Consider the following 25,235-nt stretch of genomic DNA (forward strand, 5'->3'; position numbering starts at 1 on the left):
CGTGCAGTTGTCGAGATGTCCGTAGTCGCTCCGTCCTCGTTCCGGTGAGGAAGTTCCGCCTCTGACCGCGCAGATCGCGCGGGCGGGCAACCCGGGCGGCACGGCGGCGATGTGGGTGAGAGACCGTCTGAACGGGCTCTGGCGTGACGAGGACTTCGCGGACTGGTGTCCGCGGGATGGACGTCCGGGCCTCTCGCCCGCCCATCTGGCCACCGTGTACGTGCTGCAGTTCGTACTCGGCCTGTCGGACCGGCAAGCCGCTGAGGCGGTTCGCTGCCGCATCGACTTCAAGTACGCCACGGCCATGGAACTGGACGATCCCGGCTTCCACCACAGCGTGCTGGCCGACTTCCGTGACTGTCTCACCGAGGGCGACCGCGCCGACCGCCTTCTCGGCCTCGCCCTGGCCCGCCTCGAGGCGGCCGGTCTGGTGCGCGAGCGCACCAGACAGTGCACCGACTCCACCCACGTCCTGGCCGCTGTGCGTGACTTGGCCCGGCCGGAGATGGTCACCGAAGCCGTCCGCGCCGCGCTGGAGGAGGTCGCCGGCACCGTCCCGCACCTGCTGGATGAACTGGTCGACAAGGACCGGGGGCGCCGTTACGGCCGTCCGGTCCGCCTCGGGAAGAACCCAGCCAAGTCCAGGACCAGTGTCCTCACCACCGGCAACGACGCCCTCCGGCTTCCGAGCACCCTGCTCAAGGGCCGCATCCAGCGGCTGGTGTTCGTCACCCACCGCCGCCCCGGGCCGGGCAAGATCGTCAGCCCACGCGACGTGCGCCCGGACACTGGACTGGCCCGCCTCTCCTACGGCCAAGCCCGTGCTCTGCCGGATGAGCACACCGCCCTGCGCGGGTCCGGGACTGGCTGGGACCTGCATGAGTACCGCCATTCCGCCCTGACCCACCTCGGCGAGCAGGGCACCTCGCTGCTGATGCTCATGGCGAAGTCGGGCACAAGAAAGCCGGAGAACGTCCGCCGCTGCTTCAAGCCGTCTCCGGAGGCGATCGCTGAGCTCACCAGCCTGCTTGCTCCGGGCAACGGCAGACGCTGAAAAGGGGCCAGGGACTGGGATGACCTCTGTTGGTCAGGAGACCGAGGCGCCCTATTCGGAAGAGGCCATGGTCTGTTGCTTCGCGCCTGCGGACGGCGTGCCCTTGAGCAGGCCGACGCCAATGATCAGGGCGGTCAGCGTGAATCCGGCGGCGGCCAGGAAGGCCACGTGGTATCCGCCGACCAGCGATTTCGCCTCCGTCTTCCCCTCGGCGACGAGGCTGTTCGTGCGCGCGTTGACGAAGGCGCTCAGCACGGTCAGGCCGATTGAACCTGCAGGTTGCGGTATTGGTGTGAGTCCGTGATGTGGTCCTCGTGCTGGCAGGCGGAGTGATCGTCGTCGGGTGATCGTCTGTCACTGCTGGACTTCGCGGTTCGCCAGAACGAGCAGGGCTCGTAGCAGCGTGGTGGCGTAATGCGTGCTCATGCGAACTTTGGCCAGAATGCGCCAGGTCTTCAGGTTCGCGAAGCCGTGCTCGATGGCGGCGCGTTCGCGGCTGATCAGCCGGTTCGCCTCCTTCTCGGCGTCGGTGAGGCGGTGGGAGCGGGTCGCCTTGCGGCCGGTGATGATGACCGGAGCATCGTTGGGGTCGTCGTCGAGGCCGACGAAGCCGAGGTCGGCCAGGGCGCCGAGGCCGGCCTCGCGCAGATGCCTGGTGATGTGGTCGTGGCGAGTAGCGGTGATCTCGCTGGCCCGGCCGGGTCGGGCGGAGGAGATCAAGATCAGGTTGCCCTTCTCATCGGTCAGCGCGAGGAAGAGCAGGCCATGGGCCTTGTGTTTCCCGCTGTAGTTCCTGCGGTTGTCCGCCCCGGTGCGGCGGCGGGTGCGCACGAGGGTGCCGTCCAGCAGGACCACCACGCCGCCCCGCCGGGCGATCTTCTTCAGGGCGCGGTCCAGACGCGGGGCACGGGCAGCAAGCAGCCCGAGGACTTCCAGGATCCAGCGGCGCACGGTGGAGGCGGAGACGGCGTTGCCGCCGGCCATGTCGACAAGCCGCTGGTCGTGACGGAGCACGGCGAGCACGACGATCACCTGGGTCCCCGGGGTGACCTTGCGCCAGCGGGTGCCGAGCTGCTTGCGCCGCCCGCGTATCAGGCCGGCGACGAGTTCGATGGTCCGCTTCGACACGGGGAGCCGAACCTGGTAGACAGCATCGCGAGTGCCCTCGGCGGGGCGGTGAGTCTTCACACGCGAACCAACTCCCGCCGGGGGCCCTCACGTTACGGCGAGAACCGGCCGGTCAGCGCGGCAGATAGCGCCCTGATCCGGTCCGCTTCAGCCAGCCCCGGTCGGCGAGTTTGCGCAGCTGGCCGCGGACCGGCTCGACCTTGCCCGGTGTGAGTTCCCGGCCCAGTGCCATCGCGACGTCCTTGGCCATCACCGGACCGTCCGCCTCGGCCACGATCTCCATGATCCGCTGGTACTCCGAGGTCAGGGCCTCCAGCCCCATCCCCTCGACACGGTCCGGCACCAATCGCATCCCGCCCGCACCCGGACCAGCCGCGACGCGCTCCGGATCCACGATGCCCGACGGTCGCCGTCCCCCGTCGGTCGTCTCGGCCCACTGACCGAACACCACCTCGGCAGCCTCCAGCCGGCCCAGCTCGGCGTCAATCTCCGCCAGCTCTTTGCGCAGCAGCTCGGCACGCTCAGTCAGTCGCATCCGCTGCTCGATCGTCCACGTCAGCACGTCCACCATGCGCCTCCCTCCCACTGCGGAACCTACGAGACGCCTCCGGCGGACCACCCCAGAACCCGCGAACCGGCCCGTGGCAGACGATCACCTGCTAATGATCACGCCCGAGACCAGCACGAGCGCGTCAATCCCCACCCACACCAGCGGCCCGACCTGCGAGTTCAAGATGAAACGACCTCAATGAGGTGCTGTCTGGTCCGGCCGGTCGACGTCGGAGACGGGTGTGCCGCGCCGAGTGAGCCAGGTGATCGCCCACAGGGCCACGCCGATCAGCAGCAGGACCCCTGCGATGCGGTACTGGTCGGCGGGGCGTCCGGAGGACCAGGGCACGACCAGGTAGAGACAGGTGATCGTACCCACCACGGGCAGCACACGGCCTGCCCTGAAGTGCTGCCTGTCGACCCTGTCCCGGCGCAGCACGAGGACCGAAAGGTTGACGCCCGCGAACACCGTGAGCAGAAGCAGCGACGTCGTCCCGCCCAGCAAGGCCACGACCGGGCTGTCGGGTTTGAGCGAGACGAAGACGATGAGACCGAAGGCGATCGCCGTGGTGAACAGGATCGCCACATGCGGAGTGCGCCGCACAGCATGCACCTTGGACAGGGAAGGCGGCAGCACCCCCTGCTTGCTCATGCCGTACAGCAGGCGGCTGGCCATCAGCATGTTGATCAGCGCGGAGTTGGCCACCGCGAACATGGAGATGAACGGCAGCAAGTCAGTGATGGGGAAGTCGGGCGCGGCCGTCTGCACCACTGTGGCCAACGGGGTCTCACTGGAGGCGAGCCGGCCGACAGGGACGACAGCCACAGCGCAGACGGACACCAGGACGTAGATCAGTCCGGCGATGCCCAGGCCGGTGAACATCACGCGGGGGAAGACCCGTACCGGGTCCTTCGTCTCTTCCGCCATGTTGACCGAGTCCTCGAAGCCGACCATCGCGAAGAAGGCCAGCGACGTCGCGGTGCTCACCGCCAGGAACACGCCCTTGTCGGAGCTGGTTTCGAAGGCGACGGCACGGGAGAAGTCCGCGTTTCCGCCCGCGATGAAATAGCCGCTGATCAGGACGACGAGGAGCAGACCGGAGAGCTCCACCGCGGTCAGCAGTACGTTGATCTTGAGACTCTCGGCGACACCGCGGAGGTTGACCAGCATTACCAGGCACATGAAGCCGAGGGCGATCAGCAGGACGAGGCCGTTCCCCGCGTCGATCCCGAAGCCGGTCACCAGATTCGCCGCGAAGGCTCGGGAGGCCGCTGACGCCGAGGTGATACCGGAGCACATCACGGTGAAGCACACCAGGAAGGTCAGGAAGTGCTTACCGAACGCCTTGTGCACGTACAGGGCGGCACCAGCAGCCTGCGGGTACTTGGTGACCAACTCCAGGTAGGAGCAGGCGGTGACCAGCGCGACGGCGAACGCGATGACGAACGGCAGCCATGCCGCGCCTCCGACCTCCCCCGCGACCTGTCCGGTCAACGCGTAGATGCCGGTCCCGAGTATGTCGCCGATGATGAACAGCAACAGCAGACCCGGGCCCATCACCCGCTTCAGTTCAGGCCGGCCATCGGTACTCGGTGCGGAGGAACCGGGTAAGCGCGTGTCGGACATGGTGCACTCCTTGTCGTGGTGGTGGTCGTGGGACTGTGGTGCCCACGGCATTCTTGCTCAACTGATCAGCCGCGCTGCAGACGATAGGGTGCGTGACTTGCGCACACCGGCGATTCAGCCACTTGATGCTTACCCGACAAGGACCGGGTCTTCCTCGTGGCGCTGCCGGGTTCCTGCTGAGGTCGAACTCGTGATGGCGTAGGGGCTGACGGCGGCAGCTCTCCGCGGTATCACGGGGCATGCGGCATCCACAGGGTGGCGGGCTGATCGCCGAGCGGCAGCAGGCCCGCGAGGAGTCACGGCTTCGGGCGGCCGAGCGGTTCACTCGGGGCGGGGCGACTCCGGTGATCGCCGAAGATCTCCGCGTCGGTGTCCAGGAGTCCGGCGTCCGCGAAGTGAGCGAGGCGGTCCGCCGGGTCCTGCGAGGCCGCGTCCGTGGCGAGGTCGTCCGTGGTCGTCGGCGTCCGCAGGCGCTGTCGGGTGACGAGGGCGAAGGCGGCGGCGTAGTCGGCCTCCGCGACTGCCGCCTCGGAGGCGACGGCGTCCACCACGCCATGCTCGGCATCGCCCGCCTCCACGACCTCACCCTTGCCGGACGACCGGTGGACGACGTCGGCCAACCAGCATGCCGAGATCGTTTGCGGGACGACGCTCAGCGGGTCCTGACGAAGCAGAGGACCCGGTCGTTCTCGTTGGGCGTGGCGCCTGCGCACGCCGATTCCCACCCCTGGGGGAGCGACGGCGTCGGGACGGTCCGTTCCCAGCTGTACCGTTGCGGCTCCGCCGAGTCCTGCCACCACAGGGTCAGCCCGCCCGCGGCGGCCACGAGGACCAGCCATGCTGCCACGGCCCACCGCCATGGCCCGCGGCGGCCCGTCACCGCCAGGGCTCCACCCGCACCACCGCGTCCACCGGGATCGGCCCGTACACGTGCGGGAACTTCTCAGCGCCGGGTTCCGGTGCCTCGTACTTCACCGGCACGTCCAGCCGCGCGGGGTCCACGACGAGCACCACCAGCTCGTCGGGGCCCTCGTAGGAGCCGTACAGGAAGGCCGCCACGGAGGGGAGCTGGGCGCGCGTCGAGCAGTGGATGAAGCCCTCCTGCGCAAGGGTGCGGCCGCGCGTGGACATCCGGTACGCGCCGTGCTCGCGGGCCGCGTCCCACAAGGAGCGCTCGGTGATGTGAAGTAGGTACGTGTGTTCGGGCATGAATCCACGCTACGACCTCACCTGCGCCCACGTGGGCAACTCCGCCCCGTCCGGGCACTGCTGCCGGTGCCGTGCGTCGTCTTCGTCGGCGGCCGGTGCCTCGGCCGGCCTCTTTCCCGTACCGACCACTCCGCCGCCGCTGCCGGATCCGGCGACGGACTCCGCAGCCGGCGCGCCGACCGGAACGCGAACCCCGGGCCCCTCACCTGGACGAGACCGCCGACGAGATCCCCGACGGAGCCGCCGCCTGCTGCCGGCGAATCCCCGGCTCGGGTCACTGGCGCGTCGTATGCTCACGCAGGCCACGCGACCCGCAGTTCTTCGGTGTCGTTCCGCGACGACGTGTCCGACGCCCGCACGACGCCCGTCCTGACGGAGCATCGGCGGAGGGGCGGGCGTCCTTGACACCGTGACGCGGCACGGATCAGCGTGCCACCCGGAGAGCGTCCAGGCGTACAGGTGCGTCCGTGCGGGCCGTGATGTGGTCCGTGGTGACACCGGGGGCGGTCTCCACCAGCGCGAGGCCGTCGTCGGTGACGTCGAGGACGCCCAGGTCGGTGATGATGCGGTGCACGCACCGCTCACCCGTCAGTGGCAGGGTGCAGTCCTTGAGGATCTTCGGGGAGCCGTCCTTGGCGGTGTGCTCCATCAGGACGATGACGCGGCGGGCTCCGTGGACCAGGTCCATGGCACCACCCATGCCCTTGACCATCTTCCCGGGGATCACCCAGTTGGCCAGGTCTCCTCGCTCGGAGACCTGCATGGCGCCGAGGACGGCGGTGTCGATGTGGCCGCCGCGGATCATGCCGAAGGAGAGGGCCGAGTCGAAAAAGGCGGCCCCGGGCAGCACGGTGACGGTCTCCTTGCCGGCGTTGATCAAGTCGGGGTCGACCTCGTCCTCGTACGGGTAGGGGCCGGTGCCGAGGATGCCGTTCTCGGAGTGCAGGACGACGTGCACGCCGGACGGGAGGTGGCCGGGGACGAGGGTGGGCAGGCCGATGCCGAGGTTGACGTAGGAGCCGTCGGTGAGTTCCGCGGCGGCGCGGGCGGCCATCTGGTCGCGGGTCCAGGGCATCAGGAACGTACCGTCCTTTTCTCCAGCTGCTTGTCCGCGGCCTGGTCGGCGCTGAGGGCCACGATCCGCTGGACGTGGATGCCGGGCAGGTGGACCGCGTCGGGGGCCAGTCCGCCCGGCTCGACGAGTTCCTCCACCTCGGCGATGGTCACCTTGCCCGCCATGGCGGCCAGGGGGTTGAAGTTGGCGGCGGCCTTGCGGAAGACGAGGTTGCCGTGCCGGTCGCCGCGCCAGGCCCGGACGAGGGCGAAATCGGTGGTGATGCCGTGCTCCAGGACGTGGGGGCGGCCGTGGAACTCACGCGTCTCCTTGGGCGGCGAGGCCACTGCGACTGAGCCGCCTCCCGGCGCGTACCGCCAGGGCAGACCGCCGGCCGCCACCTGGGTGCCCACTCCGGCCGGGGTGTAGAAGGCGGGGATGCCGGCGCCGCCCGCGCGCAGGCGTTCGGCGAGGGTGCCCTGCGGGGTCAGCTCGACCTCCAGTTCACCCGCGAGGTACTGGCGGGCGAACTCCTTGTTCTCGCCGACGTAGGACCCGGTGACGCGGGCGATGCGGCCGGCGGCGAGCAGGACGCCGAGGCCGCGGCCGTCGACGCCGCAGTTGTTGGAGACGACCTCCAGGCCGCTCGCGCCCTGCTCGTACAGGGCGCGGATCAGTACCTCGGGCACGCCGCTGAGGCCGAATCCGCCGACGGCGAGCGAGGCGCCGTCGGGGATGTCGGCGACCGCCTCGGCGGCGCTGTCGCGGACCTTGTTCACGTGCGGGAGCTTCCTTTCAGAGGGTGGCGCCGGGCAGGACGGCGGACCAGCCGCCGTCGACGACGAGGTGGGCGCCCGTGATGTACGACGCCTCGTCCGAGGTGAGGAAGACGGCCGCGTTCACCACGTCGTCGGGTGTGCCGGTGCGGCCGAGGGGGATGTGCCGGGCGATGGAGTGCATCGGGTGGTCCTCGGCGAGGAGGTTGGCGCGGGAGCCGTCCGTGTCGATCATTCCGGGGCTGACGCAGTTGGCGCGGATGCCGTACGGCGCTCCCTCGGCGGCCAGTTGCCGGGTCAGCGCGATCACTCCGCCCTTGGACGCCGAGTGGGCCGTGCGTTGGTTGGTGAGCGAACCGGTCAGCCCGGCGGTGGAACCGACGGTGAGGACGCAGCCGCGGCTGTCGATCAGATGCGGCCAGGCCGCCCGGACGGTCAGCCACACCGAGTCCAGCTCGGCGCGCACGGTGAAGGCGAAGTCCTCGTACGGCTGGCTGTCGATGCCCCCGAAGCGGACCGCGCCGGCGTTGGCGTACACGATGTCGACGCTGCCGAAGGCGTCGACGGCCTCCGCCACCCAGGAGCGCACCGACGCCTCGTCGGTGACGTCGAGGGGGCCGGAGGTGAGGGCGGTGCCGCCCTCGCGGGCGATGAGGCGCTGTGTCTCGACGGCTTCCTCGTGCAGCAGATCGCCGCCGACCACGAGCGCGCCCTCGGCCGCGAACCGCAGCGCGGCGGCCTGGCCCTGACCGCGCGCGGTGCCGGAGATCAGCGCGACCTTGCCCTCCAGCCGCTTCACGAGGCCCCCTCGCGCAGCGCGTCCGACACCGACTTGACGCCGCCGTGCGCGGTGAGCCCGCCGTCGACGGGGATCTCGGCGCCGGTGATGAACGACGACTCGTCCGACAGCAGGAAGACGACCAGCGGCGCTACCTCGTCGGCCGTCCCCGTGCGGCCGAGCGGGGTCTCGCGGACGTTGGCCTCGCGGAACGCGGGCGCGGCGGAGGCGGTCATCGCGGTCTCTATGTAGCCGGGGTGGACCGTGTTGACGCGGATGCCGCGCGGCCCGAGCTCCAGTGCGGCCGTCCTGGACAGCCCCCGGAGGCCCCACTTGCTGGCGGTGTAGGCGACCGGGTAGTGGGCTGTGAGGGCCGCCGAGGAGCCGACGTTGACGATCGAGGAGCCCGGCGGCATCAGCGGGGCGAGGTGCTGGATGCCGAGCAGCGGGCCGGTGACATTGACGGCGTGGACGCGGTCGAAGTCCGCGGCTCGTACGTCGCCGACGCGGGCACGCCAGGTGATGCCGGCGTTGTTGACCAGGCCGTGCACCTGCCCGTACGCCTCCTTCAGCTCGGCGGCGAGACCGGCCCAGTCCTGTTCGCTGGTCACGTCGAGGCGGCGGCAGTCGCCCTCCGGCCGTACGTCGGTGGCGATCACCCGCGCTCCCTCCCGTGCCAGCGCCTCCGCCTCGGCGGCGCCCTGGCCACGGGCCGCGCCGGTGACCACGACGACCTTGCCGAGCAGTCTCCGGGGACGCGGGCCGGTCACGGCCGCTCCCGGGACCGGCGCCGGCCGGCGGGCAGCGGCACCGGGTCCGCGCCGGGGACGACGGTGCTGGACACGCTGCCGATCCCTTCGACGGTGAGGGTGACGGTGTCACCGGGCTTCAGCGGCGGCGGGGTCCGCTCGCCGCGCAGGCCCCACAGTTCGGCGAGGCAGCCGCCGTTGCCGCAGGTGCCGGAACCCAGGACGTCCCCGGGCACGACCCGGGTGCCGCGGGAGGCGAAGGCGGTCATCTCCTCGAACGTCCAGCTCATGTTGGACAGCAGGTCCCGGCCGACGACCTCGCCGTTGACCTCCGCGGTGAGCGCCAGGCGCAGGAAGCCGTCAAAGTCCCGGTACGGCTCCAGCTCGTCCGCGGTGACCAGGTACGGGCCCAGCGTGGTGGCGGTGTCCTTGCCCTTGCAGGGGCCGAGGCCCACCTTCATCTCGGCGGACTGGAGGTCCCTGGCCGACCAGTCGTTGAAGACGGTGTAGCCGACGATGTGGTCCCGGGCCTGCTCGGGGGTGAGGTCGCGGCCCTCGCGGCCGATGACGGCGGCGACCTCGAGTTCGAAGTCCAGGACACTCGACCCGGGCGGGACGGGGATGTCGTCGTGCGGGCCGTGGATCGCGTGCGGATTGGTGAAGTAGAAGGCCGGCGCGGCGTACCACTGTTCCGGCACACCTGCCGCGCCGTCCACCGACCTGCGGACGCCCTCGACGTGTTCCTCGAAGGTGACGAAGTCCCGGACGGAGGCCGGCTGGAGCGGCGGCAGCAGCCGGACCTGCGTCACGTGCGGGCCGGGCGGCACGTCGAGCGCGGCCGCGCCGGCGGCGAGCAGGCCGGGCAGCCCGCCGGACTGGCGCAGCAGGTCGGTGAGCGAGGTGGCGCCGGGCAGCGGCAGCAGGGTGCCGTCGTCCTCCACGACGGCCAAGCGGCGGCGGTGCTGGTGTTCGTAGGCGGCGAAACGCATGGTGCGGCTCCTGGCGGGCGGAACCCCGGGGGCGCGGCGGGACCGGGTCAGTGCAGGTGACAGGGCCGGCCGCGCCCCGGGAGCGAGGGGATGGGGGTGGGATCAGACCGGCGGGGCGACGAACACGCCGCGGTCGGGGTCGTTGAAGGACTCCCTGGCGACGAGTTCGTTCATGGGGTTGGCGGTGCCCCACTGGTCGGTGACCTCGGGCTGCGAGAAGTCGTAGACGTGCGGGTGCCAGGTGTCCTCGTCCAGGCACTCCAGTTCCGTCGTGTACTCGACGGTGTTGCCGTGCGGGTCGAGGAAGTAGGTGAAGGTGTTGTCGCCCGCCATGTGCCGGCCCGGTCCCCAGATCTTGCGGTACCCGGCGCGGATGACGCGCCCGGAGCCGCGCATGTACTCGTCGATGCCGCGCATCTCGAAGGAGATGTGGTGCAGGGAGGTGTGCGGGCCCTTGGCGAGCGCCATGGAGTGGTGCTGGTTGGAGATCCGCATGAAGTGCATGACCTCGCCCATGCGCGGGGAGCTGAGGGTGTCGGAGAGGCGGAAGCCGAGGTGGGTCTCGTACCACTCGCGGGTGCGGTTCAGGTCGGGGGAGTTGAGGACGACATGGCTCAGCTTGACCGGGATGGACTCCTTCTCCTCGATCTTGCGGTGCTGCCGGACCTCGACGTCGGCGGAGACCTCGATGGTGCGGCCGTCGACGTCGAAGAAGCGGAAGCCGTAGCCGCCGCCGGGGGTGTCCACCTTGCCCGGCTGGGAGATCAACTGCACTCCGCCCGCGAGCAGTTGCTCGGCGAGCGTGTCCACGTCCCCGGCGGAGGCGGCGCCGTAGGAGACCAGGTCCAGGCGCTTCTCGGCGGCCTTGCGCAGCCGGACGACGTACTGCTCGGGCGAGCCCTCGGCGGCGAGGAAGGCGATGCCGGAGTCCTCGGCGACCTTGGTCAGGCCCCAGACGCCGGCGTAGAAGTCGAGCTGCTTGTCGTAGTCGGGCACGGCGAGGTCCACGTGCCGCAGATGGGTGAGCAGACGCATGGGAATCACTCCAGGGAAAGCAGGGCGGCGGCGTTCGCGCCGCGTACGGCCTCGAAGGCGGCGTCGGTCAGATGGGCGGCGCGCAGTGCGCCGACGGGGTCCTCGGCACCCATGTCGAAGGGGAAGTCGGAGCCGAGCAGCACCCGGTCCGCGCCCGCCGCGCGGACCAGCTCCCGCAACACGTGCGGGTCGTGGACGAGGGAGTCGAAGTACAGGCGCCTCAGATAGCTGCTGGGCAGGTGGGCGCAGCCGGCGGCGGCGTCGGAGCGGGCCGACCAGGCGTGGTCGGAGCGGCCGATGTGGGTGGGCAGGTAGCCGCCGCCGTGCGCGGCGACGAGCGTGAGAGCGGGGTGACGGTCGAGGACGCCGGAGAAGATCAGGTGGGAGAGGGCGACGGCGTTCTCCACCGGCTGCCCGACGGTGTTGGACAGGTACCAGCGGTCGAGGCGCTCGTCGAGCGTGCAGCCGAAGGGGTGCAGGAAGACGATCGCCCCCGTCTCCTCGGCACGGGACCAGAACGGCTCGTACGCCGGATCGGACAGCTCCCGCCCCGGGGCGTGGCTGGAGACCTCGACGCCCAGCAGTCCTTGGTCCAGCGCGTGATCGAGGGCGCGCACCAGGTGCTCCGGGTGCTGGAGCGGGACGAGACCGAGCCCGCGCAGCCGGTCGGGCGCGGCCGAACAGTGCGCCGCGGTCGCCTCGTTGGCGAGCCGGTACACCTTCTCGGCCGTCTCCTCGTCCGCCCAGTAGTGGTAGTGCGAGGGGGAGGGACTGACCACCTGGATGTCCACGCCCTGGCTGTCCATCGTGGCCAGCCGCACGGCGGGGTCGGTCAGCCGCGGGATGCGCTCGCGCACCATGGGCCCGCTCACGGCGAGTGCCGCCGGACCGTTGCGCCGGGCGTCCAGGGCCTTCGCCTCCGCGTGGCCCGGGAGGCCGGCCACCAGTGCCTCGACCTCGGGCAGCAGGACGTGCGCGTGGACGTCGACGGTGGGCGCGCTCACGGCAGCTCCCGCAGCATCGTCATCATGCGGTCCATCAGGCCGGGCATGTCCGCGTCCCGGACGCCGTCGAGCTGCCACTGCCCGATCTGCACGGACGCCTCCACGACCGGGCGGACGCGGGCCACGCGCCGCTCGTAGTACGCCTGGAAGAGGGCGTCGTCCCAGGTGTCCGAGGCGGTCAGCAGCTGAGCGAGCACCCACGCGTCCTCCAGCGACAGGGCCGCGCCCTGCGCGAGCGTGGGCGGGCAGCAGTGCGCGGCGTCACCGACCAGGACGACCCGGCCGCGGTGCCAGGAGCCCTCGACGAGGAGCCGGTCGAACCAGGTGTAGTTGACTTTCGCCGGGTCGGTGATGGACGCGGTGATCTCCGGCCAGTGGCCCCCGTAGGCGGAGGCGAGGCGGCGCATCTCGTCGGCGTACGTCTCCGGCGGGATGGAGGCGCGGTCGCGGTTGGCCTCGACGACGTAGGCGTAGATCGTGGTGTCACCGGTGGGGCAGTATCCGGCGATGTAGGCGGGGCCGCCGTAGGCGAGATCGGTGCGGATCACGCCGGCCGGGCGGGGGGCGGCGACGCGCCAGATGGCCATGCCGGTCGGTTCGGGCCGGTCGGTGATGCCGATCGCCCCGCGGGTCGAGGAACCGAGGCCGTCGGCGGCGATGACGAGGTCGTAGCGGCTCTCGCGGCCGTCGGAGAACCGCACCGACACCCCGTCCGCGTCCTGGCCGAGGATCTCGGCGGTCGTCCCGAGCCGCACCTGGGCGCCGCTGGCCCGTACGGCGTCGATCAGGATCTGCTGGAGCCGTGGGCGCTGCATGCCGACGGTGGCGGGCAGATCGTCGCCGCCCGTGCGCAGGTCCCGGGCGACGTGCAGGACCGTGCCGTCGGGGGCGGTGATGCCGACGGAGCCGAAACCGAAACCGGACGCCTCCACCTGTTCCCAGACGCCGAGTTCACGCAGGACACGCAGGGCGTTGCCCTGAAGGGTGATGCCGGATCCCGCGGTGGCGTTCCAGTCGTCCTTGGCCTCGATCAGATCCACGGTGAGGCCGGCTCGGCGCAGGAAGATCGTCACCGCGTTGCCTGCGGCACCGCCACCGATCACCAGGACCGTGCGGGCTCTGCTCATGAAGGAACTCCCTTGCTCGGTACGTTACTTGACGGCGATCGGGTTGACGGGGGAGCCGACCGCGCCGGTGATGGGGAGAGGCGCGGCGGTGAGCCAGAACGCGTACACGCCGTCGCGGGCACAGTCCTCGGCCAGCGCCTCCAGGTCCCACATCTCGCCGATCAGCAACCCGATGTTCGGGATGACGACCTGGTGCAGCGGCTGGAAGGCGTGCTCGAACTCGTTCGGGCGGACCTCGAAACCCCAGGTGTCCGTGGCGATCGCGGCGATCTCACTGCGGTGCAGCCAGTCGGCCGTGGTGAACGACAGTCCGGGCGCGGGCCCGCCGGCGTAGTCGCCCCAGCCGTCGCGGCGGGCACGGGCCAGCTGCCCGGTGCGCACCGCCACGATGTCGCCGCGGCCGACGGCCACCCCGTGCGCCTCGGCCGTCGCCGCCAGGTGTTCCTCGGTGATCGCGAACCCGTCCGGCAGCTCCCCGTCCTCGCCGATCACCCGGCCCACGTCGAGCAGGACGCCGCGCCCGGCGACGTACGGCGCCATGCGCTCGATGCCGGTGACGAGGTCGCCGTCGGAGGTGACGACCTTCTCCGCCGGCCGGCCGTTCCACGCCCTGCCGTGGTCGAAGATGTGCCCGAGCCCGTCCCACTGGGTCGAGCACTGGAGCGGCATCGCGATCACGTCGTCGGCGCCGCCGATGCCGTGCGGGAAGCCCTGGTTGCCGAAGGCGGCGTCGGTGCCGGTGTCCAGCATGGTGTGCACCGGGTTGGTGCGCCGCCGCCAGCCCTTCTGCGGGCCGTTCATGTCGAAGGACTGCGACAGGGAGAAGCTGACACCGCGCCGGACGAGTGCGGCCCCCTCGCGGCGCTTGTCCTCGGTGAGGAAGTTGAGCGTGCCGAGCCGGTCGTCCTCGCCCCAACGGCCCCAGTTGGAAAACGCCTTGGCGGCCTCGGCGATCGCCCCCTCGGGGTCGTGCCGGTTCACGACACCGCCTCGGCGACACACCGGGTGCGCTGCACACCGAGCCCGGTGACGGACCCCTCCATGACATCACCGTCGCGCAGCAGCCGGCCCCAGTGCATGCCGTTGCCGGCTGGGCTGCCGGTCAGCACCAGGTCACCCGGGAGGAGCCGCGCCGTCTGGGAGGCGTAGGACACCATGCGCGCGACCTTGAAGATCATGTCCTTGGTGGACTCGTCCTGCATGGTCTCGCCGTTGAGCTTGAGCGTGACGCGCAGGTCGTCCGGGTTCGCGATCGACTCCGCGGGCACGATCCAGGGGCCGAGCGGGGTGAAGCCGGGCGCGTTCTTGCTGCGCAGCCAGTCGGTGCCGATCTGCGGCATGTCCCGGCGGAAGACGGTGGCCCGGTCGGTCAGGTCGTTGGCGATGGTGTAGCCGGCGATGTACCGGGCCGCCTGCTCCACCGATACCCGGTGGGCCGGCCTGCCGATCACGACCGCCAACTCCAGCTCCCAGTCCGGCTGGTCCGCCCAGGCGGGCAGGACCACATCGTCGTAGGGGCCGATGATCGCGCTCGGCAGTCCGATGAAGACGTACGGCAGGTCCTTTGCCGCCCGCCGGTCCATGAGCTCCGCGGCCTCCGCGCGGCGCTCGCTCTCCGGCCGCTCGTCGCCGGGGGCGCGGTGGGCGACGTGCAGGTCGATGACGTGCTGCCGGTAGTTCGCGCCCGACTGGAACACCTGACGCGGCGCCACGGGCGCGTGCACGCGCAGGTCCGCGACGGCCGTGCGGGCCAGGCCGGTGTCGGCCGCGAGTGCGCGCAGCCGAGGCAGCGCCGTCTCCCAGCGGTCCAGCACGTCGAGGACGGTCAGCCGGTCGTCGCCGAAGGCATCCCGCAGGTCGAAGGCCTGGCCGTCGGGGGTGACGAGGGCAGGGAACTGCGGCCCGTCCGGGGCGGACAGGGTGGCGAGGGCGAACGGACCGGCGAAGAGCGCGGACGAGGGTTCGGGTTTCACGGACGTGTCCTCCTGATTGCGGTGGGACTAATCTGGACCCGCCCCCTGTGATCAGGGAAATCGATTCTGTGGATGACAGTCATCCACCTCGTTTATTTCCGCTGATCGTCACCCCGTTCGTCGCCGACCGCGAGGACCGATCCGTGAACCTGGCCCGTCTCGACCTCAATCTCGTCGTCGCCCTGCGCGCCTTGCTCGAGGAGCGGAACGTCACCCGGGCCGGGCAGCGTGTCGGTCTGAGCCAGCCCGCGATGAGCGCGGCCCTGGCCCGGCTGCGCCGGCACTTCGACGACGACCTGCTGGCCCGCGTCGGCGGCCACTACGAGCTGACCGCGCTCGGCCAGATCCTGCTGGACCGCACCTCCACCGCCTACGAGGTGCTGGAACGCCTCTTCTCCAGCCAGGCCGACTTCGACCCGGCCGAGGAGAGCCGCGAGTTCAGGCTGGTGGCGTCCGACTACGCGGTCGCCGTCTTCGGCGCCGAGCTGGCCCGCGTCGTGCACGAGGAGACCCCCGGCATCCGGCTGCGCTTCACCCAGACCCCGCCGACCGTCGTCGACGACACCGCGACCCTGCTGAGCGCCACCGACGGCCTGCTCATGCCGCACGGCGTGATCAGCGACTTCCCCGCCACCGACCTCTACGACGACCGCTGGGTGTTCCTCGTCGCCGAGGACCACCCGGACGTCGGTGACCGCCTCACCCGGCAGGACCTGGCCCGGCTGCCGTGGGTGACGTACCAGCGCACCTACGACGCGCCGGCCGTGCGCCAGCTCGGCATGCTCGGCATCGAACCACGTGTGGAGGTGTCCGTCGACAGCTTCCAGCTCCTGCCCCTGATGGTCGCCGGCACCCGGCGCATCGCCTTGATCCAGGCACGGCTGGCGCGGATACTGACGCCGGTCGCCGCGGTGCGGCTGGTGGAGCCGCCCTACGAGGCGGTGCCGCTGCGGGAGGCGCTGTGGTGGCACCCGGTCCACACCCATGACGCGGCCCACATCTGGCTGCGGGAGACGGCCGCGCGGGTCGGCGGCCACCTGGCCGACGTCCCGTAGGCGGGAACCGCTCGTCGGCGTCCCGCTGTCGGTGCCGGCCGGGAGGCCGGACGGACGGGCGGAGACGAGCAGCTGCTGAACGGCCGCGTCCACGGCCACGACCACGACGACCCCGATCCGGGCCCGGAACCGGGCCGGACCCACGCCGAACCGGTCGGCGGCCCGCCGGACGGCCCGCCGCCACGTGCGTTCGTGTCCGCGGACACCACGGCCGCGGGAGCCGCCGACACGGCCGCCGTGCCAGGAGACGGCAGCCGGCGGCCCGCTTCGCGGCGGCCACCGTGCCGGGGCCCGATGGAACCGGGCGGAACACGCCGCCATCCTCACCTACGAGGCCACGGGAGGGGTTCGAGCGAGTGAGCGCAGACGCGGACGTCATCAGGCCACTGCCCAGGACGCTTCGGGCATATGCCCGGTCGTTCGGGGAGAAGGCCGCCTTCGAGGACCGCCGTACCCGGCTGACCTACCGGGACCTGGAGCGCAGGACCGAGCGGCTGGCCGGCCACTTGGCCGGGGCCGGTCTGGCGCGGGGCGAACGGGTGGCCGTCCTGCTCGGCAACCGCGTCGAGGCGGTCGAGAGCCTGCTCGCCGTCACCCGGGCGAGCGGGGTGGGCGTACCGCTGGATCCCGGCAGCTCGGAGGCGGAGCTGGCCCGCCTGCTGGACGACTGCGGTGCGCGCGTGCTCATCACCGACGAGGCGCGGACGGCGCGTCGGCCGGGACTGCTGTCCCGCCCCGGGCTGATCGTGGTGGTGGTCGAGGGCGGTGAGGAGGACGGGGACGCTCCGCCGTCCGGGGACCTCGGAACGCCGGCGGACGGGGCCGGCGCGGCGGGCGGCGTCCTGCGGTACGAGGAACTGGTGTCCACGGAGCCGGAAACGCCTGCCCGGGACGATCTCGGGCTGGACGAGACGGCGTGGCTGCTCTACACCTCCGGTTCCTCCGGCGCACCCAAGGGAGTGCTGTCCACCCAGCGCAACCGCCTCGCGCCGGTCGCGGCGGGCCTCGTCGGGGTCCTCGGTCTGTCGGACCGGGACCGGGTGCTGTGGCCGCTGCCCCTCCACCACGCCATGAGCCAGGTGGTCTGCGTCCTCGGGGTGACCGCGACCGGGGCGAGCGCCGTGCTCCAGCCCCGGTTCTCGGTGGCGGAGGTGCTCGGCGAACTGCGCCGCACGGACGCCCCCTACACCCTCCTCGGCGGGGTGCCGACGACGTACTCGGCCCTGCTCGACGCGGTCCGGAGCGAGGAGGGCGACGGGGACGGCGGCGGGCTCGGGGCGCCCGCGCTGCGGGGCTGCGTCAGCGGGGGCGCTTCGGCGGGGCCCGGGTTCCGCAGCTCCTTCGAGGCGATCTGCCGGGTCCCCTACCTGGAGCACTACGGCAGTACCGAGGCGGGCCCGGTCACCATGACGGCACCGGGCAGCACACCGGCGGCCGGTTCGTGCGGCCGGGTGCTGCCCGGCACCCGGGTCAGGGTCGGCGGCGGCGCGAACGGACAGGACACCGGCGAGGGCGAGTTGTGGGTGAGCGGGCCCGGAGTCATGGTCGGCTACCACGGCAGGCCGGAGGCCACCGCCGAGGTGCTGCGCGACGGCTGGTTCCGCACCGGCGACCTGGCCAGGATCGAGGCATCCGGCGAACTCGCGATCATCGGCCGGGCGAGTGAGCTGATCGTCCGGGGCGGGGTGAACATCCACCCCTCGGAGGTGGAGGCGGTGCTGCGGCGGCTGCCCGGGGTGGCGGACGCCGCCGTGGCCGGACGCCCGCACCCCGTCTTCGGAGAGGTGCCGGTCGGCTATCTGGTCCCCGCGCCGGGCAGCGGTGCCCTGGACAGGGGAGCGGTCCTCGCCGCCTGCCGCGCGGAACTGTCCGCTTCCAAGGTGCCCGCCGACCTGTACGAGGTGGCGGACATCCCCCGCACCGCCTCCGGGAAGGTCCGGCGCCACGCCCTCGCCGGCCGGCCCGCGCGCACCCTGGGCACGGGGGCGGCCGGGGAGCCGGCGGCGGACCTGCTGGCCCTGGTGCGCAGCGAGGCGGCGGCCGTGCTCGGCCGCACGGCGGAGGCGGTGGAGCCCGAAACGGCGCTTCGGGACCTGGGCATGGACTCGCTGACGGCGACGGTGCTGCGGGAGCGGCTGGCGGCGGCGACCGGCCTGCCGCTCTCCGAGGCCGTCGCCTTCGACTTCCCCACGGCCGCCGCGCTCGCCGCCCACCTCCGTTCGCGCGGCGCCGCCGCACCGCCGGGCGCCGGGACCGTGCACCGGGGCGCGGCCCGGCCGGACGGCGATCCTGTGGTGATCGTGGGGATGGCCTGCCGCTATCCCGGGGGCGTGACCTCCCCCGAGGAACTGTGGCGGCTGGTGGCCGACGGGACGGACGCCATCGGCCCGTTCCCCGCCGACCGGGGCTGGGACACGGAGACGCTGTACGACCCGGACCCTGGCCGGCCCGGCCGGACGTATGTGCGTGAGGGCGGCTTCCTGGCCGGCGTGGACCGCTTCGACCCCGGCTTCTTCGGCATCTCCCCCCGCGAGGCCCTGGCCATGGACCCGCAGCACCGGCTGCTGCTCGAAGTGGCATGGGAGGCCTTCGAGCGCGCCGGTCTCGTCCCCCGCTCCCTGCGCGGCTCGCCGACCGGGGTGTACGTCGGACTGATGTACAGCGACTACGCCGGCCGCATCACGGAGGTGCCCGAGCACGTCGAGGGCTACCTCGGTCTCGGCAGCGCCGGAAGCGTCGCCTCGGGCCGTATCGCCTACACCTTCGGCCTCGAGGGCCCGGCCCTCACGGTGGACACGGCGTGCTCGTCGTCCCTGGTGGCCCTGCACCTGGCGGCCCAGGCGCTGCGCCGGGGCGAGTGCTCCTTCGCGCTGGCCGGCGGGGCGACGGTGATGTCGGGGCCCTCGTCGTTCGTGGAGTTCAGCCGGCAGCGGGCGCTGGCCCCGGACGGCCGCTGCAAGGCGTTCGGCGCGTCCGCCGACGGCACGGGATGGGCCGAGGGCGCCGGCATGCTGCTGCTGAGCCGGCTGTCCGAGGCACGCCGTGCCGGGCTCCCGGTGCTGGCCGTGGTGCGCGGCTCGGCGGTGAACCAGGACGGGGCGAGCAACGGGCTGACGGCACCGCACGGCCCGGCGCAGCAGCGGGTGATCCGGCAGGCCCTCACGGACGCGGGGCTGGCCCCCGGGGACATCGACGCGGTGGAGGCACACGGCACCGGCACCCGGCTGGGCGACGTCATCGAGGCGGAGGCGTTTGCGGCGACGTACGGGCGACAGCCGCGGGAGCGTCCGCTCCGGCTGGGCTCGGTGAAGTCGAACATCGGTCACACCCAGGCCGCCGCCGGGGTGGCGGGCGTGATCAAGATGGTGCAGGCGATGGCCCACGGTGTGCTGCCGCGTACGCTGCACGCCGACGAACCCAACCCCCGGATCGACTGGTCGTCGGGGCGGCTGGCGCTGCTGACCCGGGAGGCGGAGTGGCCGAGGACGGACCGCCCGCGCCGGGCGGGGGTGTCCTCCTTCGGCATCAGCGGCACCAACGCCCATGTGGTGCTGGAGGAGGCCCCGGTGGACCGGGACACCCCGCCGCCGGTCTCCGCGGCGGGCGACGGGGCCGGGAACGGCCGCGCCGAGGGCGGGGCGGCGCCGGCGCCCGCGGCGGTTCCGGTGTCGGCGAGGAGCGGGCCGGGACTGCGGGCCCAGGCGCGGCGGCTGTACGACCGGGTGGCCGCCGACCCGGACGCGGCCCCGGTGGACATCGGGTACTCGCTCGCCACCACCCGCGCGGCCTTCGAACACCGGGCCGTGGTGGTGGCCCGGGACCGTGCGGAACTGCTCACCTCCCTGCGGGCGGTGGCGGAGGGCGGAAGCCGGCCCGGGGTGCGGACCGGCACGACCCGCCGCCGGGGTCCGCTGGCCCTGCTCTTCACCGGCCAGGGCAGCCAGCGCGCGGGCATGGGCCGTGAGCTGTACGAGTCCCGGGAACTGCATCCGGGCTTCGCCCGGTCGTTCGACGAGAGTTGTGCCCTGCTCGACCCGCTGCTGCCGGTGCCTCTGCGGGACGTCGTGTTCGCCCGCTCCGGCACGGAGACGGGCGCGCTCCTGCACACGACCCGGTTCGCGCAGCCGGCGCTCTTCGCCCTGGAGACGGCCCTGTTCCGGCTGCTCGAAACCTGGGGCGTGCGCCCGGATCTGGTGGCCGGGCACTCGGTGGGCGAGGTGACCGCGGCGCATGTCGCCGGGGTGCTGTCCCTCGCGGACGCCTGCACCCTGGTGGCGGCCCGGGGCCGCCTGATGGACGCGCTGCCCGCGGGCGGTGCGATGGCCGCCGTGGCCGCCGGCCCGGACGAGGTGGCCGAAGCGGCCGCCCGGCTCGCCGGGACGGGGCGTGCGGTGGAGATCGCCGCCGTCAACGGGCCCGCCTCGGTGGTCGTCTCCGGGGACGAGGCCGCGGTCGGGAAGACCGTCGCGTACTTCCGGGAGCGGGGCCGGTCCACCACGCCGCTGCGGGTGAGCCACGCCTTCCACTCCGCGCGGACGGAACCGATGCTGGCCGACTTCGCGGACGTGGTGCGGCGCCTCTCCTTCGCCGCGCCGCGGACCCCCCTGATCAGCGCTGTATCCGGCCGGGCGGCCACCGAGGAGGAGCTGAGCTCGCCCACGTTCTGGGTGGACCACGTGCGCCGCCCGGTCCGCTTCGCCGATTCGGTGGCGTACCTCCAGGACCGGGGCGCGGCGCACTACGTCGAGCTGGGGCCGGACGGCGTGCTCACCGGCCTGGTCCGCAGCTGCCTCGACGCGACCGGAGCGGCTCCGGCGGGCGCGGGCGCGGACGGAGCGCCCGCCGGCGAACGGACCGCGACGCCGCTGGTCCTGCCGACCCTGCGCGGGGCGCGGCCGGAGGCGGACGCCCTGCTCGACACCGTGGCCGCGCTGCACACCCATGGCGTGCCCGTCGACTGGCGGACCGTCTTCGCCGGACGCGGCGGGCGGCGCGTCACCCTGCCCACCTACGCCTTCCAGCGCCGCCGGTACTGGCTCGACGCCACCCCACGGCACCCGGCCGTCCCCCGGCCGGACACCCGCATCCCGGCCCATCCGCTGCTGTCGTCCCGCACCGTGACGGCCGACGACGACGGGCTGCTGCTGAGCGGGCTGCTCTCGGCGCACGACCAGCCCTGGCTGGCCGACCACGTGGTGGCGGGGACGGTACTGCTGCCGGCGGCCGCGTTCGTGGAGATGGCCCTGCACGCCGGTGAGCCGGCCGGCACGCCCGTCCTGGACGAACTCGCCCTGACCACGCCGCTGTCGCTGCCCGCGGACGGCACGGTCGAGCTGCAGGTGAAGGTGTCCGGGCCGGACGGCGCGGGACGGCGGGCCGTGGTCTTCCACGCCCGGCCGCACACGCCGGCCGGTGACCGGCCCTGGCAGCGGCACGCCTCCGGGACGCTCAAGCCGGAGCCGGAGCCGGAGCCGGAGCCGCAACCGGCGGACCGCGGAGCGGCTGCCGGGGCCTGCGGCGGACCCTGGCCGCCGCCGGGCGCGATACCGCTGCACGCCGGCCGACCGGACGCCGATCCGTACGAGCGGCTGGCCGGAAGCGGGCTGAGCTACGGCCCCGCCTTCCGCGGGCTGCGCGCGGCCTGGAGACTCGGGGCCGATCTGTACGCCGAGGTCGCGCTGCCCGAAGCCGCAGCGGCCACGCCCCCGCACACCGACGGCCCCGAGTTCGCGCTCCATCCCGCCCTGCTGGACGCGGCGCTGCACGCCCTGGCGCTCGACGGCCGCGCCTTCGAGCCCGGCGGGACGGACGGCGGCGGGGTGTCCCTGCCGTTCGTCTTCAGCGGGGTGCGGCTGCACACCGCCGGCGCGCGCCGGCTGCGGGCGAGGATCACGCCCGGGCCGGACGGGCGGGCCGGGGTGGAGCTGACCGACGCGACCGGCACGCCGGTGGCGACAGTACGCTCGCTGGCGCTCCGGTCCCTTCCGCGTACCGGACCGGGAACGGCTGCCGCGGTCACCGGGGTGCTCCACCGGATGGACTGGGTACCGCTGCCCGAACCGCCCGCACCCGCGGCGGTGCCCCCGTGGGGCGTTCTGTCGGCGGCCGGCACACCGCTGGTGGACGTGCTCGCGCCCCCGGGCTCCGGCGTTCCGGTGTACGCCGGCCCCGAGGCGGGCGGCGCGGCCCCGGCCGTCCTCGTCGCACCGTGTCCGCCACCACCGCAGACGACCGGCGACCCAGGGGACTCGGCGGCGCAGGCCCGGTGGGCGGCGGGCTGGGCACTGAAGCTGGTACAGGACTGGCTCGCCCACCCGCGTCCGGCGGGCTCCCGCCTCGTCCTCGTCACCTCCGGCGCCGTCACCCCGGACGACGGCGGCCCGGTCGACGGCGGCGCCGTTGCCGAGGACCGGGCCGCCGCCGGCGGACGCGCTTCCGTACCGGCCCACGCGCCGGTGTGGGGGCTGGTCCGCTCGGCCCTGCGGGAGAATCCGGGCCGTTTCGCCCTGATCGACACGGACGGCCACCCCGACTCCTGGCGCTCCCTGCCCGCCCTGCTGGCCGCCGCGGCGCCGGAGATCGCCGTACGACGGGGAACGGCGTACGTACCGGAACTGGTACCGGTGACCGGGACGACGCAGGAACAGCGGCCCGCCGGGCGGCTCGGCCCGAAGGGCACCGTCCTGGTCACCGGCGGCACCGGTGCCCTGGGCATGCTCGTGGCACGGCACCTGGTCGCCGCCCATGGCGTCCGGCATCTGCTGCTCGCCGGCCGGCGCGGACGGGACGCGCCGGGGGTGAGGGAACTCGTCGCGGAACTGGGCGGGTCGGGCGCCGAGGTGACCGTCCGGGCGTGCGACGTCGCGGACCGGACGGCACTCGCCGCCCTGCTCGACTCGGTGCCGGCGGCCCATCCGCTGACCGGCGTGGTGCACGCCGCGGGGGTGCTGGACGACGGCATCGTCCCGGCGCTCACCGCCGGCCGTCTGGAGCGGGTGCTGCGGCCCAAGGCGGACGCCGCCCTCGCCCTGCACGAGCTGACCCGGGGGTGCGACCTGGCCGTGTTCGCGCTGTTCTCCTCGGTGGCGGGTACCTTCGGCTCCGCCGGTCAGGCCGGCTACGCGGCTGCCAACTGCGTGCTGGACGCGCTGGCACAGCACCGCAGGCGGCTTGGTCTGCCCGGTACGTCGATCGTCTGGGGCCCCTGGCGGCAGAACGCGGGCATGACGGCGCACCTCACCGACGTGGATCTGCGGCGGATGGCCCGCTCGGGGTTCGGCCCGCTGGAGGAGGACGAGGGCCTGGCCCTCTTCGACCTTGCCGTGGCGGGTGACGACCCGGTGGTGGTGGCGGCCCGCCTCGATCCGGGCGCCCCCGGCGGTGGCGATCCGGCGGGGGACCGGTCCCGGCCGCCCGCCCCCGCCGCAGCGGGCGGCCGGGGCGGGGCTCCGCTCGGCCGACGGCCGGCGGACGCTTCCCCGGACGAGCGGGGCGGGTTGCTGCTCACGGAGGTACGGGCCCTGGCGGCCTCGGTCCTGGGCCACCCGGAGGGGGCCGACGCGATCGACGGCGACGACCTGCTGGCGGACCTGGGGCTCGACTCCCTGGCCGCGGTCGAACTGCGCAACCTGCTCGTGACGTCGACGGGGCTGACCCTGCCGGCCACGCTGCTGCTGGACTTCCCGACCCCGCGAGCGGTCGCCGCCGAGCTGGCGCGGCGGTACGCCCGGGAGGCGACTCCTCCCGCCGCCCCCAAAGGCCCGGCTGCCGCCGGCCGGCCCGCGGCAGCCGGCCCTCCGGCGCACGACAGCGTTCCCGTCGGCCCCGGGGCGGCCGGCCGGCCGGAGACCCCGGTGCGGGGGGCGGGCCGCCCGGACACCGCAACTGCTTCGGACGCCTCCCTGGGCGCGCTCTTCCGCACCGCCTGCGACCGCGGGCGGACGTGGGACGGCATGGCGCTGCTCACCATCGCCGCACGCCTGCGCCCGGTCTTCGACAGCGCCGGGGCTCCCGGCGCGGCACTCGCCCCCGTCACACTCGCATCGGGCGGCACGGGGCCCCGGCTGGTCTGCTTCCCCGCCCTCAGCGCGCTCTCGGGACCCCAGGAGTACGCGCGCTTCGGCGCCGGGTTACGGGGCTTGCGGCCGGTGTCGGCGGTGCGGCACCCCGGGTTCGCGGCCGGGGAGGCGCTGCCGGCCACCCTGGACGCCCTCGTCACCGCTCAGGCCGCCACCGTCCGCGCGATCGCGGGTGACGGGCCGGTGGTCCTGCTGGGCCGCTCGGCCGGCGGCTGGGTGGCCCACGCCGTGGCCGAGCGGCTGGCGGCCGAAGGCACCGCCCCGCTCGCCGTCGTCCTGGTGGACACCCATCCGAGCAGCGACGACCGTGGGCAGCCGCTCTCCGCGATGACCTCGGACATGCTGCACCGGGCCGCGGAGTTCCCCTCGGCCGACCCGGACCGGCTCACCGCCATGGCCGGGTACTTCGAGCTGTTCGCCGGCTGGCACCCCTCGCCGCTCGGCTCTCCCACCCTCTTCGTACGGGCCCGGGACCCGCTGCCCGGCACCGGGCCCGCCCCGGTCTGGAGCCTGCCGCACACCGAGGTCACCGTGCCCGGGGACCACTTCACCGTGCTGGAGGAACACACCCGCACCACCGTGCTCGCAGTCCACCACTGGCTGGCCGATCCCGGCCGACGCCACCCCGCCGCCCGGCACCGTCCGGAGGGCCCCGGCCGCCACCAGGCCCTCGGCGAGGCAGGGTGACCCCGGCCCGTGGAGCTCGTGGAGTCATCGCTGCGGCTCGAGCCGTGTACCGGTACTCGTCGGCGATCCCGGAGAGGACGGGGGCGCGCAGGAGTCCGCCGGGCATGCGATCGTGCGATGCGGTGCCTGTGGTGCGCTGAGCAGCACGTCCGTGCCTTCGGCCCCGACGACGGAGTCGAAGGAGTCGGTGCACTCGCGGTCGCGGAGAACGGAGCGGAGCGGCTCGACGCGTGCGCCGAGGCCGGCGATGTCACACGGACCTGCGCCTCGCCGCGCGTGCGCGTGCGACTCTCCCAGGTACGAAGTCCTCCTGCCTTGCGGAACCCTTGCCGGGCACGCAGGTGGCGCGCCGCGTGCCGGGGC

At 73.2% G+C, this 25,235-nt stretch carries 19 protein-coding genes and 1 pseudogene; 4 read left to right on the forward strand and 16 right to left on the reverse strand.

The window, feature by feature from the left end:
* The first annotated feature begins 109 nt into the window (after nt 1–109).
* Nucleotides 110–1,054, forward strand: a complete 945-nt coding sequence (locus ABD363_RS04660; protein WP_486388787.1) for a transposase — start codon at nt 110–112, stop codon at nt 1,052–1,054.
* Between the two features lie 51 nt (nt 1,055–1,105).
* Here ABD363_RS04660 and ABD363_RS04665 read toward each other — a convergent pair whose 3' ends face one another.
* The 4 genes from ABD363_RS04665 to ABD363_RS04680 form a co-directional block, all read right to left on the reverse strand.
* On the reverse strand, nt 1,106–1,309 hold the full coding sequence (locus ABD363_RS04665; RefSeq protein WP_344600058.1) for a hypothetical protein: 204 nt from the start codon (nt 1,307–1,309) through the stop codon (nt 1,106–1,108).
* 99 nt (nt 1,310–1,408) lie between these two features.
* Nucleotides 1,409–2,182, reverse strand: coding sequence for a transposase family protein (locus tag ABD363_RS04670; protein ID WP_344600059.1), 774 nt, complete (start codon nt 2,180–2,182; stop codon nt 1,409–1,411).
* Nucleotides 2,183–2,294: 112 nt separating this feature from the next.
* On the reverse strand, nt 2,295–2,753 hold the full coding sequence (locus ABD363_RS04675; protein ID WP_344600060.1) for a hypothetical protein: 459 nt from the start codon (nt 2,751–2,753) through the stop codon (nt 2,295–2,297).
* Between the two features lie 174 nt (nt 2,754–2,927).
* Nucleotides 2,928–4,358: an APC family permease gene (locus tag ABD363_RS04680; protein WP_344600061.1), complete on the reverse strand. Its 1,431-nt coding sequence runs from the start codon at nt 4,356–4,358 to the stop codon at nt 2,928–2,930.
* Between the two features lie 512 nt (nt 4,359–4,870).
* Between ABD363_RS04680 and ABD363_RS04685 the strand changes: the two are divergent.
* Nucleotides 4,871–4,954 (forward strand): annotated as a pseudogene (locus ABD363_RS04685) (IS5/IS1182 family transposase); the annotation flags it as partial.
* Between the two features lie 56 nt (nt 4,955–5,010).
* Here the strand turns inward: ABD363_RS04685 and ABD363_RS04690 are convergent.
* The 12 genes from ABD363_RS04690 to ABD363_RS04745 form a co-directional block, all read right to left on the reverse strand.
* Nucleotides 5,011–5,205, reverse strand: a complete 195-nt coding sequence (locus tag ABD363_RS04690) for a hypothetical protein (protein WP_344600062.1) — start codon at nt 5,203–5,205, stop codon at nt 5,011–5,013.
* 29 nt (nt 5,206–5,234) lie between these two features.
* On the reverse strand, nt 5,235–5,567 hold the full coding sequence (locus tag ABD363_RS04695) for a DUF952 domain-containing protein (protein ID WP_344600063.1): 333 nt from the start codon (nt 5,565–5,567) through the stop codon (nt 5,235–5,237).
* A 424-nt stretch (nt 5,568–5,991) separates the two neighbouring features.
* A complete protein-coding gene (locus tag ABD363_RS04700; RefSeq protein WP_344600064.1) occupies nt 5,992–6,642 on the reverse strand; it encodes a CoA transferase subunit B in 651 nt (216 codons plus the stop codon).
* Nucleotides 6,642–7,400 carry a CoA transferase subunit A gene (locus ABD363_RS04705; RefSeq protein WP_344600065.1) on the reverse strand — a complete coding sequence of 253 codons (759 nt, stop codon included), beginning with the start codon at nt 7,398–7,400 and terminating at the stop codon, nt 6,642–6,644. The genes ABD363_RS04700 and ABD363_RS04705 overlap by 1 nt, the downstream gene beginning before the upstream one ends.
* Before the next feature lie 16 nt (nt 7,401–7,416).
* The gene (locus ABD363_RS04710; protein WP_344600066.1) at nt 7,417–8,196 is read right to left on the reverse strand and encodes an SDR family NAD(P)-dependent oxidoreductase; all 780 of its coding nucleotides are present in this window, start codon (nt 8,194–8,196) and stop codon (nt 7,417–7,419) included.
* Nucleotides 8,193–8,945, reverse strand: coding sequence for an SDR family NAD(P)-dependent oxidoreductase (locus ABD363_RS04715; protein WP_344600067.1), 753 nt, complete (start codon nt 8,943–8,945; stop codon nt 8,193–8,195). Before ABD363_RS04715 ends, ABD363_RS04710 begins: the two co-directional genes overlap by 4 nt.
* Nucleotides 8,942–9,913 (reverse strand): fumarylacetoacetate hydrolase family protein, encoded by a 972-nt coding sequence (locus ABD363_RS04720; protein WP_344600068.1) that lies wholly within the window; start codon nt 9,911–9,913, stop codon nt 8,942–8,944. Before ABD363_RS04720 ends, ABD363_RS04715 begins: the two co-directional genes overlap by 4 nt.
* Before the next feature lie 102 nt (nt 9,914–10,015).
* The gene (locus ABD363_RS04725) at nt 10,016–10,948 is read right to left on the reverse strand and encodes a VOC family protein (protein WP_344600069.1); all 933 of its coding nucleotides are present in this window, start codon (nt 10,946–10,948) and stop codon (nt 10,016–10,018) included.
* 5 nt (nt 10,949–10,953) lie between these two features.
* Entirely contained in the window at nt 10,954–11,952 is a 999-nt protein-coding gene (locus ABD363_RS04730; protein WP_344600070.1) for an amidohydrolase family protein, read from the reverse strand.
* Nucleotides 11,949–13,079, reverse strand: a complete 1,131-nt coding sequence (locus tag ABD363_RS04735) for an FAD-dependent oxidoreductase (protein ID WP_344600071.1) — start codon at nt 13,077–13,079, stop codon at nt 11,949–11,951. The genes ABD363_RS04730 and ABD363_RS04735 overlap by 4 nt, the downstream gene beginning before the upstream one ends.
* Before the next feature lie 24 nt (nt 13,080–13,103).
* Nucleotides 13,104–14,060, reverse strand: coding sequence for a cyclase family protein (locus ABD363_RS04740; protein ID WP_344600072.1), 957 nt, complete (start codon nt 14,058–14,060; stop codon nt 13,104–13,106).
* Nucleotides 14,057–15,052, reverse strand: coding sequence for a fumarylacetoacetate hydrolase family protein (locus tag ABD363_RS04745; RefSeq protein ID WP_344600073.1), 996 nt, complete (start codon nt 15,050–15,052; stop codon nt 14,057–14,059). Before ABD363_RS04745 ends, ABD363_RS04740 begins: the two co-directional genes overlap by 4 nt.
* Before the next feature lie 143 nt (nt 15,053–15,195).
* Between ABD363_RS04745 and ABD363_RS04750 the strand changes: the two genes are divergently transcribed.
* Nucleotides 15,196–16,107, forward strand: a complete 912-nt coding sequence (locus ABD363_RS04750; protein WP_344600153.1) for a LysR family transcriptional regulator — start codon at nt 15,196–15,198, stop codon at nt 16,105–16,107.
* 356 nt (nt 16,108–16,463) lie between these two features.
* Complete coding sequence (locus ABD363_RS04755; RefSeq protein ID WP_344600074.1) at nt 16,464–24,872, forward strand: type I polyketide synthase; 8,409 nt, start codon at nt 16,464–16,466, stop codon at nt 24,870–24,872.
* The last annotated feature ends 363 nt before the right edge of the window (nt 24,873–25,235 follow it).

It is taken from the genome of Streptomyces glaucus, assembly GCF_039533365.1.
Taxonomy (GTDB): Bacteria; Actinomycetota; Actinomycetes; order Streptomycetales; family Streptomycetaceae; genus Streptomyces; species Streptomyces glaucus.

Bases quoted from the DNA above. Each gene is read 5' to 3' on its own strand.
- ABD363_RS04675 (WP_344600060.1), bottom strand. From the start codon at position 2,753: ATGGTGGACGTGCTGACGTGGACGATCGAGCAGCGGATGCGACTGACT.
- ABD363_RS04660 (WP_486388787.1), top strand. From the start codon at position 110: ATGTGGGTGAGAGACCGTCTGAACGGGCTCTGGCGTGACGAGGACTTC.
- ABD363_RS04735 (WP_344600071.1), bottom strand. From the start codon at position 13,079: ATGAGCAGAGCCCGCACGGTCCTGGTGATCGGTGGCGGTGCCGCAGGC.
- ABD363_RS04725 (WP_344600069.1), bottom strand. From the start codon at position 10,948: ATGCGTCTGCTCACCCATCTGCGGCACGTGGACCTCGCCGTGCCCGAC.
- ABD363_RS04700 (WP_344600064.1), bottom strand. From the start codon at position 6,642: ATGCCCTGGACCCGCGACCAGATGGCCGCCCGCGCCGCCGCGGAACTC.
- ABD363_RS04680 (WP_344600061.1), bottom strand. From the start codon at position 4,358: ATGTCCGACACGCGCTTACCCGGTTCCTCCGCACCGAGTACCGATGGC.
- ABD363_RS04695 (WP_344600063.1), bottom strand. From the start codon at position 5,567: ATGCCCGAACACACGTACCTACTTCACATCACCGAGCGCTCCTTGTGG.
- ABD363_RS04720 (WP_344600068.1), bottom strand. From the start codon at position 9,913: ATGCGTTTCGCCGCCTACGAACACCAGCACCGCCGCCGCTTGGCCGTC.